Source organism: Mesorhizobium sp. WSM4311 (assembly GCF_002295115.1).
In the GTDB taxonomy this organism is placed as follows: Bacteria; Pseudomonadota; Alphaproteobacteria; order Rhizobiales; family Rhizobiaceae; genus Mesorhizobium.
Genome location: NZ_NSFV01000019.1, coordinates 71,424 through 83,354, shown reverse-complemented (window position 1 = coordinate 83,354; position 11,931 = coordinate 71,424). Strand labels below are relative to the sequence as shown.

Annotated in this window: 14 protein-coding genes; 6 read left to right on the top strand and 8 right to left on the bottom strand. The window is 63.8% G+C overall.

Going from position 1 to position 11,931, the window contains the following annotated elements:
* Window positions 1-7 precede the first annotated feature (7 nt).
* The 5 genes from CK226_RS31350 to CK226_RS31330 form a co-directional block, all read right to left on the bottom strand.
* The gene (locus CK226_RS31350; protein ID WP_095793899.1) at window positions 8-1,996 is read right to left on the bottom strand and encodes a glycoside hydrolase family 127 protein; all 1,989 of its coding nucleotides are present in this window, start codon (window positions 1,994-1,996) and stop codon (window positions 8-10) included.
* A gap of 21 nt (window positions 1,997-2,017) precedes the next feature.
* A complete protein-coding gene (locus CK226_RS31345; RefSeq protein WP_095793898.1) occupies window positions 2,018-2,875 on the bottom strand; it encodes a carbohydrate ABC transporter permease in 858 nt (285 codons plus the stop codon).
* Window positions 2,875-3,804, bottom strand: coding sequence for a sugar ABC transporter permease (locus CK226_RS31340; RefSeq protein ID WP_095774921.1), 930 nt, complete (start codon window positions 3,802-3,804; stop codon window positions 2,875-2,877). Before CK226_RS31340 ends, CK226_RS31345 begins: the two co-directional genes overlap by 1 nt.
* A gap of 116 nt (window positions 3,805-3,920) precedes the next feature.
* Window positions 3,921-5,168 (bottom strand): sugar ABC transporter substrate-binding protein, encoded by a 1,248-nt coding sequence (locus CK226_RS31335; protein ID WP_095774920.1) that lies wholly within the window; start codon window positions 5,166-5,168, stop codon window positions 3,921-3,923.
* A gap of 66 nt (window positions 5,169-5,234) precedes the next feature.
* The gene (locus tag CK226_RS31330) at window positions 5,235-6,278 is read right to left on the bottom strand and encodes a LacI family DNA-binding transcriptional regulator (RefSeq protein ID WP_095793897.1); all 1,044 of its coding nucleotides are present in this window, start codon (window positions 6,276-6,278) and stop codon (window positions 5,235-5,237) included.
* Between the two features lie 610 nt (window positions 6,279-6,888).
* On the opposite strand from CK226_RS31330, the gene CK226_RS31320 reads away from it, so the two are divergent.
* Window positions 6,889-7,113 carry a DUF6500 family protein gene (locus CK226_RS31320; protein ID WP_095790466.1) on the top strand — a complete coding sequence of 75 codons (225 nt, stop codon included), beginning with the start codon at window positions 6,889-6,891 and terminating at the stop codon, window positions 7,111-7,113.
* On the opposite strand, the gene CK226_RS31315 is transcribed toward CK226_RS31320, so the two are convergent.
* Complete coding sequence (locus tag CK226_RS31315; RefSeq protein ID WP_095774917.1) at window positions 7,114-7,380, bottom strand: DUF1488 domain-containing protein; 267 nt, start codon at window positions 7,378-7,380, stop codon at window positions 7,114-7,116.
* On the bottom strand, window positions 7,377-7,631 hold the full coding sequence (locus CK226_RS31310) for a hypothetical protein (RefSeq protein ID WP_095774916.1): 255 nt from the start codon (window positions 7,629-7,631) through the stop codon (window positions 7,377-7,379). Before CK226_RS31310 ends, CK226_RS31315 begins: the two co-directional genes overlap by 4 nt.
* Window positions 7,632-7,876: 245 nt before the next feature.
* Between CK226_RS31310 and CK226_RS31305 the strand changes: the two genes are divergently transcribed.
* The 5 genes from CK226_RS31305 (at window position 7,877) to CK226_RS31290 (ending at window position 11,455) form a co-directional block, all read left to right on the top strand.
* Complete coding sequence (locus CK226_RS31305) at window positions 7,877-8,191, top strand: co-chaperone GroES (RefSeq protein WP_095774915.1); 315 nt, start codon at window positions 7,877-7,879, stop codon at window positions 8,189-8,191.
* 61 nt (window positions 8,192-8,252) lie between these two features.
* Window positions 8,253-9,881 carry a chaperonin GroEL gene (groL, locus tag CK226_RS31300; protein ID WP_095793896.1) on the top strand — a complete coding sequence of 543 codons (1,629 nt, stop codon included), beginning with the start codon at window positions 8,253-8,255 and terminating at the stop codon, window positions 9,879-9,881.
* Between the two features lie 140 nt (window positions 9,882-10,021).
* Window positions 10,022-10,180: a hypothetical protein gene (locus CK226_RS35210; protein WP_179296114.1), complete on the top strand. Its 159-nt coding sequence runs from the start codon at window positions 10,022-10,024 to the stop codon at window positions 10,178-10,180.
* 286 nt (window positions 10,181-10,466) lie between these two features.
* Window positions 10,467-10,781, top strand: a complete 315-nt coding sequence (locus CK226_RS31295) for a GYD domain-containing protein (protein ID WP_095774913.1) — start codon at window positions 10,467-10,469, stop codon at window positions 10,779-10,781.
* A gap of 176 nt (window positions 10,782-10,957) precedes the next feature.
* On the top strand, window positions 10,958-11,455 hold the full coding sequence (locus CK226_RS31290; RefSeq protein WP_095774912.1) for a GAF domain-containing protein: 498 nt from the start codon (window positions 10,958-10,960) through the stop codon (window positions 11,453-11,455).
* A gap of 28 nt (window positions 11,456-11,483) precedes the next feature.
* Here CK226_RS31290 and CK226_RS31285 read toward each other — a convergent pair whose 3' ends face one another.
* Entirely contained in the window at window positions 11,484-11,918 is a 435-nt protein-coding gene (locus tag CK226_RS31285; RefSeq protein ID WP_095774911.1) for a group III truncated hemoglobin, read from the bottom strand.
* Between the last annotated feature and the right edge of the window lie 13 nt (window positions 11,919-11,931).

Sequence of the window (11,931 nt, the reverse complement as noted above, 5' to 3'; positions counted from 1 at the left end):
GGAAGCCTCAGCCATCCCGCAGCCACACCAGCATCTCGCCCGGTTCACGGTTGTCCCAGGCGTAATAGGGGATGGCGGTCAGGCGCGTCTCGACGCTGGCCGGCGGCTCAGGTCTGTAGAGGCCCTCCTGCCAGCCGTTGCCGGCGTCGGCTCGTGCCGTGGCCGAAAGCGTCACCACGCCGCCCAGCAGTTCGGGCGCCTGATGTGCCTCTATGGTTGCCGTGCGGGGCAGGGTCAGGCGGTGCAGCCGGCCGTCATTGTCCGATGCCTCGACGCAGTAGATCAGCGGCCCGCGCGACAGCGCGACGCGGCCGGCATCCTGCCTGACCTCGGGATTGGCGTAGAGCCGCTCGATCGGCATTTCGAGATCGAGCCGGACGCGGTCGCCCTTCTGCCAGCTGCGCCGGATCGCGGCATAGCCGTCGCTGGTCATGTCTTCGAGGTCGACCGCCTCGCCATTGATCTGAAGCGTGGCGCTGCTGCTCCATGCCGGCACGCGCAGATGCAGCGTGAACTCCACCGGCGCTTGCGGTTCGACCGTGATCTCCACGGCGCCCTCCCAGGGATAGCGGCTTGCCTGCGTGAGTTGCACCGGCGTGCCCGCAATGTCGAAGCGGGCGGTGGAATCGCCGTAGAGGTGCACGGCAAGCGCATCGTCCGCCAGGCTGTAGAAATAGCTGCCGATCGAGGCGACCATGCGCCCGACATTGGGCGGGCAGCAGGGGCAGCGGTGCCATTTCCATCTGTTGTGCCGGCCCCGGCTCTCCAGCGGATTCTCGTAGAAGAACAGCGAGCCGTCGAGCGACAGGCCGGAGATCGAGCCATTGTAGAGCGCGCGCTCCATCATGTCGGCGTAGCGGGCGTTCGGCCCCATGCCGAGCATGCGGCTTGCCCAGAACACCAGGCCGACGGCGGCGCAGGTCTCGGCATAGGCGCTCTCATTGGGCAGGTCGTAGTCGCTGGTGAAACCCTCATTGTGCGCCGACGGGCCGAGCCCGCCGGTGATGTAGAGGTTTTTCGTGGTGAGGTCGTCCCACAGCCGGTCAAGGGCCACGCGCAGGCTATCGTCGCCATATTCGGTGGCGATGTCGGCCATGCCCGAATAGAGGTACATGGCACGCACCGCGTGGCCGACGACCTTGTCCTGCTCGCGCACCGGCCGGTGCGACTGGCTGTATTCGTAGGTCTTGAAATGATAGGCCCTGGGGTCGGCGCCGCGGGCGCGCGCCTCCTCGTCGAAATAATGCGGCTGCTGGCCGCGCTGGTCGATGAAGTACTTCGCCAGATCCATGTATTTCTGCTCGCCCGTCACCCGCGCCAGCTTGACCAGCGCCAGCTCGATCTCCTCATGGCCGCAATAGCCCTTCTTCTTGCCGGGCTCTGGTCCCAGCACCGAGGCGATGTGGTCGGCGTAGCGGCACATAATGTCGAGCAGCTTGCGCTTGCCCGTCGCCTGGTAGTAGGCGACCGCGCCCTCGATCAGGTGGCCGGCGCAATAGAGTTCGTGGCAGTCGCGCAGGTTGGTCCAGCGCTTGCCGGGCTGGATGCGCTGGTACCAGCTGGAGAGATAGCCGTCCTCCTGCTGCAATTTGCCGTACATGTCGATGACGGCGTCGATCTTCTTCTCCAGCCCGGGGTTCTTGCGCCGGTAGAGCGAATAGGCCGCGGTCTCGATCGTCTTGCCGAGATCGGAATCCCAGAACATCTGCGTCGTCACCGTCGAGCCGGTGAATTCGGCGCCCTGGCGGTCCGCTTCATCGGGCGAGGGCGAGTGGAAGGGAATGACGATGCCGGGCGAGGGGTGGTCCGGATCGATCTGCTCCAGCATGCGCGCCTCGACGCAGCGCTCGTAGAGGATGTCGGCGGTGCGGGTCGCCACCGCGTCGGCGCGGTCGCCCCAGAAGCCGTGCACATCGACCTGCGGCACCGGCAGCGGCCGGAAGGCGAGTTTCGGCTTTCGCTTCGGGGCGGGGCGGGGGGATGGCGATTCGGTCATGAACTCACTCCATTCAGTCTGTTATTTGACGGCCCCGGCCATCAGGCCGCGGATGTAGAAGCGCTGCAAAGCGAGGAACAGGATGAGACACGGCACCATCATGACGGTGACGCCCGCCTGCACGGCGCCCCAGTCGATGGCGCCGAAGCGGCCCGACTGCAGTGCCGTCATCATCACCGGCAGCGTGAATTTAGACTGGTCGGTCATCAGCACCAGGGCGGCGAGGAATTCGTTCCAGGCGCCGAGGAAGGCGAACAGCGCGATGGTGACGACGCCCGGCCAGACCAGCGGCAGCATCACCTTCAAAAGCATGGTGGCGTTGCCGGCGCCGTCCATACGCGCCGCCTCCTCGATCTCGCGCGGCACCGCGTCGAAGGCGTTGCGCATCATGAAGATCGAGAACGGCAATTGCAGCGTCACATAGACGCCGACCAGGCCGGTCAGCGTGTTGTGCAGGCCAAGCTTGGTCAGCACCAGGAAGATCGGCGTCAGGATCGACTGGAACGGGATCATGATCGTCGACAGGATGAGGACGAAGAACAGGTCCTTGAACGGAAAACGGAAGCGCGAAAAGCCATAGCCGGCCAGCACGCTGACGATGACCGACAGCAGGACGGTCATCACCGAGACATAGATGCTGTTCTGCGCCGAGACCCAGAGCCCGTCGCCGAAGGAGTTCAGCGTGGCATAGTTTTCCAGCGAAAAGCCCGTGGTCGGCCAGGGCGGCAGCGGCGGCAGGCGCGCTTCGGCCGCCGGCTTGAAGGCCGACAGCGCCGTCCACACGATGGGGGCGACGAACAGCACCGAGGCGATGATGCCGGTGGAGTGCCTGGCGAGGCGGGCGGCAAGCTTGCCTCTGGCTGATATCGCCTGCGCCATCAGTCGAGCCCCTCGGGCTTGCGCAACAGCCACAGCTGGATGAGGCTGAGCGCCACCAGGATGACCAGCAGCACCATGGAGAGTGCCGCGCCATAGCCGAGCTTGAACGACACGAAGGACTGGTTGAAGATCCAGTAGACCGCCGTCAGCGTCTGGTTGCGCGGCCCGCCGCGCAGGATGATGTAGAACTGGTCGAAGGCAAGGATCGAGCCCGCGACCGACAGGATCAGCGCCAGCGCCAGCGTGCGGCGCATCAGCGGGAGCGTGATCGCCCGGAACCGCGCGAACGGTCCGGCGCCGTCGATGACGGCGGCCTCCTGCAGATCCTGCGGGATCGATTGCAGGCCGGTCATCAGGATGATCATGGTGAAGCCGGCGACCTTCCACACCACCATGGCGATGATCGACCAGAAGGCCGGCTGGAAGGTGGCGAGCAGGTTGAACTTCCTGTCGATCAGGCCGAGGTCGTAGGCGGCCGGGCTGAACAGGCCGGAATCGACGTTGAGCAGCCATGACCAGAGCAGGCTCGCCGAGGCGAAACCAACCACCGCCGGCATGAAGAAGAAAGTGCGGTAGAGGTTGGTCAGCGGCCGCGGTTTCTCGATGAAGATCGCCAAGGGAAAGGCGACGGCGAAGATCGCGATGGTGACGACCACCGTGTAGTAGCCGGTGAATTTGAGCGCGTTCCAGAACCTGGTGTCGCGCAGGATCGCCCCGTAATTGTCGAGGCCGACGAAGGCGTGCTCGCCCATCAGCGGCCAGTTGTGCAGCGACATCCACGCCGTCATGCCGAGCGGGATGACGAAGAACACCATGACCAGCGCGACCGCCGGCGCGACATAGATGAGGCCGATCCATTGCCGGCGCCCGGCGCCGACGAGTTTTCGGGCGCGGGCCGGGGCGGTGGTGCTTGCGGTGATGGTGGTCATGCTTTGCCTGTTCTTGCGTCGCATCCAGTTGGCCGCCCTACCTCCCCCTTGTTGGGAGGTAGGGAGCACGCCGGCCGCCCGCCCAGGGAGACAGGCGGGCGGCCGGCAGGCGGCCGCTACTTCTGCGGCGCCTGGTCGATGATCGACTGCATGGTCTCCTGTGCGTTGGCGATGGCGCCATCGACATCGTCGCCGAAGAAGACCTCGTTGATCATCTGCGTCCACGGGCCGTTGGCGGAGTTGATCAGATCGTTGAACACCACCGAATAGGGGGTCTTGCCCTTGGCCATGGCCTCGGCGGCGACCTGGTAGCGCGGATCGAGATCCTTCAGCGCGTCCTTGGCGATGTCGCCGCGCACCGGCAGGCTGCCATACTTGGCGAGGATGGTCTGGCCTTCCAGCGAATAGGCGAAATCCAGGAACTCCTTCACCACGGCGAGCTTCTTGGTGCCCTTGGTGACGACGAAATTGTCGCCGCCGGCAAAGGACGACCAGCCGCCATCCTTGCCCGGCAGGAAGGTGACGCCGTAATCGACATTGGGATACTGGGTGTTGAGCGCGCCGATGGCGAAGGCGCCGGAGGGCGAGATGCCGATATTGCCGGCGGCGAAGGCGGCAAAGAAGTTGGCGCCGGTGTCGGTCTGCGCGCCTGCCGGCACCAGGTCCTTCTTGACCATCGAGCGGTAGAGATCGATGGCGCCGCGCAATTGCGGGCTGTCCAGCGTCGCCTTGGAGCCGTCTTCGCTGAGGATGTCGCCGCCCGAGGCCCAGATCAGCGGGGTGAAGGTGAAGATGTTGCAGCCGCCGCAATTGCCGGAGAAGTAGAAGCCCTTGATGTTGCCGCCAAGCGCGTTGACCTTCTCGGCGTCGGCGGCGATTTCGGCCCAGTTGGCGGGGCCTTTTTCAGGGTCGAGGCCGGCCTGCTTGAACAGCTTCTTGTTCCAGATCAGCACCGAGGCGTCGGCCGAGAAAGGCAGGCCGTAAATGTGGTCCTTGTAGGTGCCGGTCTTGACATGCGCGGGCGACAGGCTGGCGAAATAGGGCAGGGACTTGGCCCAGTCGGTGATGTCCTCCAACTGCCCGGCGGCGGCGAAGGAGGGCGTGTAGATCAGATCGAGCGACAGCGCGTCGGGCGCTGTCCCGCCGGCGGCGGCGGCGCCATATTTCGGGATGATCTCGGCATTGGGGATGATGTCGAGCTTGATCTGGTCCTTATGCGCCTTGTTGTAGGCATCGACGATGCGCGGCATGAAATTCGAGCCGTCGGCGCGCACCCAGATGTTGGCGGTGTCGGCGGCGGCAGCGCCGAGACCACCGCCCAGTACGGCAGCGGCCAGGGCCAGTTTGGCAATCACGTTCCTCATGTTCTCCTCCTCCAAGGGTTGGCCGCGGTGCGCGCGGCTTGGCGCCGGTCACGCGGCGCTGCGTTTTCAGCCGTCCGGTGGGCGGCCACAGGACTGACGCACCACCAGCCGGCACGGCAGTTTTCGAATGCCCGGCGCGGCGGGCTGACCGCCGACCAGGGAAAGCAGGGTCAGTCCGGCCTCGCGCCCGAGGACGACCAGGTTCATGTCGACCGAGGTCAGCGGCGGACGCGTCGCTTCGGCGACGATCTCCCAATTGTCGAAACCGATGACGCCGACATCGCCTGGAACGTCGAGGCCGCGCTCGCGCAAGGCATCGATGACACCGCGCGCGATCTGGTCGTTGCCGCAAAAGACGGCGTCAGGCCGTTCGCTCTTGCCGTCGAACAATTGCGCCACCGCTTCATGCCCCCAGGCTTCCGACCAGGCGCCGAGCAGCGGCTCGGTGACCGGCAGGCCGTTTTCGGCGAGCACGTCGCGATAGGCCTGGGCGCGGGCGTGCACCACGGCAAAGCTCGCCGGCCCGCTGACATGGGCGATGCGCCTGCGGCCAAGCCGGTAGAAATGTTCGACCGCCAGCCGCGCGCCGCCGGCATCGTCCGAGACGAATGCGACGGCGTCGGGATCGGGCTGGGTGAAGGCATAGATCACCGGGATGCGCAGATTGGCGAGATCGACGGGCAGATGGCGGTCGATGCGCTTGCCGGTGGCGATGATGCCGTCGACGCGCTTGTCGAGCATGGCCTCGACATGCAACTGGCCCAGCCGCGGATCCTCCTCGACATTGCACAGGAACACCGAGACGCCATTGTCGACCAGCGCGTCCGAAATGCCCGACATCAGCGGCAGCGAGAAGCGGCCATAAGTATCGTTGGTGAGCAGGCCGACGGTGAAGGAGCGGCGCCTGAGCAGGCTCTGCGCCAGGCTGTTGGGCCGGAAGCCCAGGCTGCGCGCCGTCTCGCGGATGCGCTCGCGCGTCTCGGCTGTCATGCGCCCCTGGTCGTTGAGCGCCTTCGAGGCCGTGGCGACGCTGACGCCGGCCCGCGCCGCCACGTCACGCAAGGTGACGGGCTTGGGGAAAACCGGAACAGGCTGATCGTCCGATGCCATCGAGAATCCTGAGTTGGGAAAAGGTTTTCTCTTACAGGCCGGAACAAGGCCCGGCCAATGGCCGAGCCCGATCGGAACGGTTTGGAAAAACCTTTTCTCAAGTCGAGGCTAAGCCAGATCGGGGGATCGTTCAAGGGGAAAGTTGACGTCCGTGATCGCTTCGCCGCAAGGGTCTGCCGAAGAGCGACGCCAGGCGACATTTTGCAAAGTACCGACAGAACGGCCGTTGGGCCTTAACGTTTCCGCAAGCATTTCCCCGTTAGTTCGGTTGCCATGGCCTCGTGGCGGAGCGGCTACGCTGGAGACGGCAAATCTCTGAAGCCTCGGTTCGATCCCGAGGCGAGGCCTCCAAAAATCCTACAGCCGAGAATCTGTGCCCGACCTTCTGGCGCACTGCGCATGGATCTGCCGCAGATCTGGGCCATCGTCGATGTCTTGACTGGCCAGCCAGGCGTGATCAGGCAAGAGATGATGGTCGGCATGAGCCCGCGCGAGGCCGAGGACATGGTCGTGCAGATGAATGTCGGCGACATCAGGAGAGGGCGGAGCGCAAGGGTTGAACGTTCCGGGGTGGGCCAAGGCCCGCAACACCAAAACAAGAAGGATTCCCGTGAGAGCGAGCCTGAGGCAAAAGATACTGGAGGTCTGCGACCGCAAGATTTCCGAGAAAGGGCCCGCCGTCGGCCTGTCGTTCTACGCGTTTTTCGCCAACAGGAATGACGACCCCGAACTGCTGATGGAAGCAGCGGAATGGTGGATCAGGACCCACCGCCTCGACCATTTCGAAAAAGCCGCGAAGATACGGACGATGATCGAGGACATGGACCTCGGCTGATCAGCCGAAGTCGTCGGATGTCAGCACATACATGCTCTTGCGCGTACGGCCGTAGGCCTTCGACGCAACATCGCGGATGACGCTGCTCTCGGTGTCGAACGTTGCGAGGTAGCCCGCTTCATCGGCGCTGGTTCGCGGCTGGATCTTGCTCATCGCATCGACGGCAACCGAGAAGGAAATCTGGAACATGCCGTCATGGCCGACGAAGCGGATGCGCTTGCCGGCTTCGTCATAGCTGCGGCTGCGGTTGGGGAAGGTCAGGCTCATGTTTTTGCCTCCGTTGCGGCGGCCTTCTTGGTCGCCCGCTTCTTCTTCGGCGTCGGGTTCAGGGCTTCGGCGACGCGATCCGCCTCTTCCTTGGCCAGGCGCAATGTCCTGAGCTTTGCGGTCTTGATCTCCCTGGCCCGCGCCTCGGACATGTACTCGGCGGTTGCCTTGTTGCGCTCCGCCGTCTTCTTCTGCTTGTCGACGAAGCGGGCTTCAGCTTTTTCCATGATCGTCTGATTGCCGTCGGCCATCGCATAAATCTCCTTGGGGCTGGAATCGAGAAAATGAACTTGTCCGATAAATAGGCATCCGACCGGCAAAATTCAATTTTTTGAATTATTTGACCGCCTCCGGATATCACGAAACGGCAGGCCGAAATAATACTTTTCAATATTTAATCGCCCTGCGAATAATTTTTGGCACTCCTATCTATCGAGTGCCAAAGCGCCTATAGGAAGGGCGCGGCCGCCTAAGCCGGCCCCAGAAAGAAGTTTTCATGAAGTTTCGGCCACTCCACGACCGCGTCGTTATCCGGCGCGCCGAAGGCGATACCAAATCCAAGGGCGGCATCATCATTCCCGACAATGCCAAGGAAAAACCGCAGGAAGGCGAAATCATCGCCGTCGGCCCCGGCGCACGCGACGAAAACGGCGCGCTTGTGCCGCTTGACGTCAAGGCCGGCGATCTGATCCTGTTCGGCAAATGGTCGGGCACCGAGGTCAAGATCGACGGCGAGGACCTTCTGATCATGAAGGAAGCCGACATTATGGGCGTCATCGAGAAGAGCGTCGAAGCCAAGAAGGCCGCCTGACTGGAGCGCCGCGCCTTCCGCGCGGGGTTCGTCCACTCCAAATTCGAACGGGATTGAAAAAATGTCTGCCAAGGAAATCAAATTCGCCACCGACGCGCGTGACCGCATGCTGCGCGGCGTCGAGATCCTCACCAATGCGGTGAAGGTCACGCTCGGCCCCAAGGGCCGCAACGTCATCATCGACAAGGCCTATGGCGCGCCGCGCATCACCAAGGACGGCGTCACCGTCGCCAAGGAAATCGAGCTTGCCGACAAGTTCGAGAACATGGGCGCGCAGATGGTGCGGGAAGTGGCCTCGAAGACCAACGACCTCGCCGGTGACGGCACCACCACCGCCACCTTGCTCGCCGCCTCGATCCTGCGCGAAGGCGCCAAGCTGGTTGCCGCCGGCATGAACCCGATGGACTTGAAGCGCGGCATAGACCAGGCGGTCGCCGCCGTTGTCGTCGAGATCAAGGCCAAGGCGAAGAAGGTCAAGTCGTCGGCCGAGATCGCGCAGGTCGGTACCATCGCCGCCAATGGCGATGTAACCGTCGGCGAGATGATCGCCAAGGCGATGGACAAGGTCGGCAATGACGGCGTCATCACCGTCGAGGAAGCCAAGACCGCCGAAACCGAACTCGATGTCGTCGAGGGCATGCAGTTCGACCGCGGCTATCTCAGCCCGTATTTCGTCACCAATGCCGACAAGATGCGTGTCGAGCTGGAAGAGCCCTATGTGCTCATCCACGAGAAGAAGCTCGGCAATCTGCAGGCTATGCTGCCGATCCTCGAAGCGGTGGTGCAGGGCGGCAGGCCGCTGCTGATCATCTCCGAGGACGTCGAGGGCGAGGCGCTGGCCACGCTGGTCGTCAACAAACTGCGCGGCGGCCTCAAGGTCGCGGCCGTCAAGGCCCCGGGCTTCGGCGATCGCCGCAAGGCGATGCTGGAAGACATTGCGGTGCTGACCGCAGGCCAGATGATTTCCGAGGATCTCGGCATCAAGCTCGACAACGTCACCGTCGAGATGCTCGGCCGCGCCAAGCGCGTGCTGATCGACAAGGACACCACCACGATTGTCGACGGCGCCGGCACCAAGGCCACCATCCAGGCGCGCGTCGCCCAGATCAAGGGCCAGATCGAGGAGACGACCTCCGACTACGACAAGGAAAAGCTGCAGGAGCGGCTGGCCAAGCTGTCGGGCGGCGTTGCCGTCATCCGCGTCGGCGGCGTCACCGAGTCGGAAGTCAAGGAAAAGAAGGACCGCATCGACGACGCGCTGAACGCGACGCGCGCGGCGGTCGAGGAAGGCATCGTGCCCGGCGGCGGCGTCGCCCTGCTGCGTGCAAGGTCGGCGCTATCGGGCCTCAACGGCGCCAATGCCGATGTCACCGCCGGCATCTCGATCGTGCTGCGGGCGCTTGAAGCGCCGATCCGCCAGATCGCCGAGAATTCCGGCGTCGAGGGCTCCATCGTCGTCGGCAAGCTCGCCGACGGCAAGGATCACAATCAGGGCTTTGACGCCCAGAACGAGACCTATGTCGACATGATCAAGGCCGGCATCGTCGACCCGGCGAAAGTGGTGCGCACCGCGCTGCAGGACGCCGGCTCGATCGCAGCGCTTCTGATCACCGCCGAAGCGATGATCACCGACATCCCGGCCAAGGATGCGGCACCGGCGGGCGGCGGCGGCGGCATGGGCGGCTACTAAGGATGCAGCCGGCCTTGGAGGGTGGTTCATAGAAGTCACCTTTCAGCCTGACCTGAATCCGCGCCGGCTCCAGGAGCCGGATCTTGCCGCCGGGGGATTTTCTCCCGGCGCGCAGGGCTTCTAGCCCAGGAGATCGATCCATGATCGTGTTCGTGCGGAAGCCGCAGACGGTCGTCACGACCGAAACCACCGAGGACAACCGCTTCGACCGCATCCGCAGGATTGCCGCCGACAAGCACAAGAAATCGGATTCCGACACGGCCGCACCACAAAAGGGCGAGCCCAAGCGCCCGATGTAAAGCCGCGCCCGACGCTACTGGCCGTTCAATCTCAGCACCACATCGCGCGTCAATGGCGCAAGCTCGATGCCGTTGGCCGAGCGTGTCCCAGCCAGGCACCTTCCTGTCGGCGCTATCGGCGTGTCCGGTCTTGTCATTATATTAGCTTGAGCGCATATTTGCCCGGCAGCGTGCCCTTGGCCGGCAACGCGTCCCAGGGCGCCTGCGATTGTTCCGAAAAATAAATCACTCCGTGCCGCTCGAATTGTGGGGCAGCACGAGACAATGACATTTGGAGGAAATACCCATGAAAGTGACTATCTTGGCAAACTATGCGCCTCATGCCGCCAAAGGGTTGATGGAAGGTTCGGACAGGCAGGCCGCGGTCAAGGCGCTTTTTGAAAGCGTTGGCGGCAAGGTGAGCAGCGTGATGTTCACGCGCGGCATCTATGACGTCGTTGTCAATGGCGAGGTGCCGGACCAGTCAGCGGGGATTGGCATGTCCCTTGCGGTGCGAGCGAGCGGCTCGCTGACCGAGATGGTTGTACTGGAAGAACTCGACATGAAGGCGGTGCTCGCGGCCGCCAAGAAGGCAGCCGGCGCGTACAAACCCGCCGGCTGATGGACTTGCCTTCTTGATCACGGCAGCACGGTTCGATGCCGTGCTGCCGAGTGTCGGACAGGGCATCTTCTTGCGACTTTCGCGGCGACTGGAATTCAAGCTAGTATCGTCGCGTGGTCGTTTGGTGCAGAGAGCTTGCGGAAACGCAACCGCGATTCTGAATTGGGAGACAAGCCATGTTCGCGGCCAAGGCCATCGACACCTCGGACAAGGCCGCTTTCTATCGCGACCTCGCCGCTCAGTTGAAAGCGCTGCTCGAAGGCGAGAGCGACTCGATCGCCAATGCCGCCAACACCGCGGCGCTGATCTTCCAGATGGTGCCGGACCTCAACTGGGCCGGCTTCTATTTCCTGGCCTCGGACGAGGAGCTGGTGCTGGGACCCTTCCAGGGCAAGCCGGCCTGCGTGCGCATCGCGGTCGGCAAGGGCGTGTGCGGTACGGCAGTCCAACTCGGCACCTCGATGCTGATCAAGGACGTGCATGATTTCCCGGGCCATATCGCCTGCGACGCCGATTCGCGCTCGGAACTGGTGGTGCTGCTCGAGGACGATGAAGGCGTGTTCGGCGTGCTCGATCTCGACAGCCCGCTGCCCGGCCGCTTCGACAAGGAAGACCAGGCCGGCATCGAGACGCTCGCGGCGATCTATGCGGCCGCGAGTTCGTTCGAGGACTGAGCGCCCGTTCTGTTCCGAGCCGGAGGTTCTAGGCACGATCGCCCAGGCGGAAGAACATCGCCAGCTTCAGGCTCGTCGCGATCCGTTCGGCCCGGTCGACGAACACCGCGGCGATTTCCGGGCCAAAGAGTTCGGCGGCCGTCCGGCTGAACATGGCCAGCCAGATATCGAAATCGGCCTCGGTCACGTCCCCGAGCTTCAGGTGCGCCGGCACCGGGCGGCCATGATAGTCACCCGTCTTGAGGATGACCGAGCACCAGAAGTCGGTCATCTTCTCGAGATGCGGTTCCCAGTCGCCGGGAATCTCGCGCGCGAAGATCGGTCCGAGACGTTCGTTCTTGCGCAGTCGCGCATAGAATTCGCGAACGAGCCGGCCGATCGCAGCCCGATCGACGCCTGCATGATGCAACGGCTTCTCCGGGGCCGGACGCGCATGATCCGCCAGCGACGATTTCAATGTCATTGCAGAAGCCCTG

Bases quoted from the DNA above. Each gene is read 5' to 3' on its own strand.
- CK226_RS31350 (WP_095793899.1), bottom strand. From the start codon at position 1,996: ATGACCGAATCGCCATCCCCCCGCCCCGCCCCGAAGCGAAAGCCGAAA.
- CK226_RS31335 (WP_095774920.1), bottom strand. From the start codon at position 5,168: ATGAGGAACGTGATTGCCAAACTGGCCCTGGCCGCTGCCGTACTGGGC.
- CK226_RS31330 (WP_095793897.1), bottom strand. From the start codon at position 6,278: ATGGCATCGGACGATCAGCCTGTTCCGGTTTTCCCCAAGCCCGTCACC.
- CK226_RS35210 (WP_179296114.1), top strand. From the start codon at position 10,022: ATGATCGTGTTCGTGCGGAAGCCGCAGACGGTCGTCACGACCGAAACC.
- CK226_RS31310 (WP_095774916.1), bottom strand. From the start codon at position 7,631: ATGGCCGACGGCAATCAGACGATCATGGAAAAAGCTGAAGCCCGCTTC.
- CK226_RS31285 (WP_095774911.1), bottom strand. From the start codon at position 11,918: ATGACATTGAAATCGTCGCTGGCGGATCATGCGCGTCCGGCCCCGGAG.
- CK226_RS31295 (WP_095774913.1), top strand. From the start codon at position 10,467: ATGAAAGTGACTATCTTGGCAAACTATGCGCCTCATGCCGCCAAAGGG.
- CK226_RS31290 (WP_095774912.1), top strand. From the start codon at position 10,958: ATGTTCGCGGCCAAGGCCATCGACACCTCGGACAAGGCCGCTTTCTAT.
- CK226_RS31340 (WP_095774921.1), bottom strand. From the start codon at position 3,804: ATGACCACCATCACCGCAAGCACCACCGCCCCGGCCCGCGCCCGAAAA.
- CK226_RS31345 (WP_095793898.1), bottom strand. From the start codon at position 2,875: ATGGCGCAGGCGATATCAGCCAGAGGCAAGCTTGCCGCCCGCCTCGCC.
- CK226_RS31305 (WP_095774915.1), top strand. From the start codon at position 7,877: ATGAAGTTTCGGCCACTCCACGACCGCGTCGTTATCCGGCGCGCCGAA.
- CK226_RS31315 (WP_095774917.1), bottom strand. From the start codon at position 7,380: ATGAGCCTGACCTTCCCCAACCGCAGCCGCAGCTATGACGAAGCCGGC.
- groL (WP_095793896.1), top strand. From the start codon at position 8,253: ATGTCTGCCAAGGAAATCAAATTCGCCACCGACGCGCGTGACCGCATG.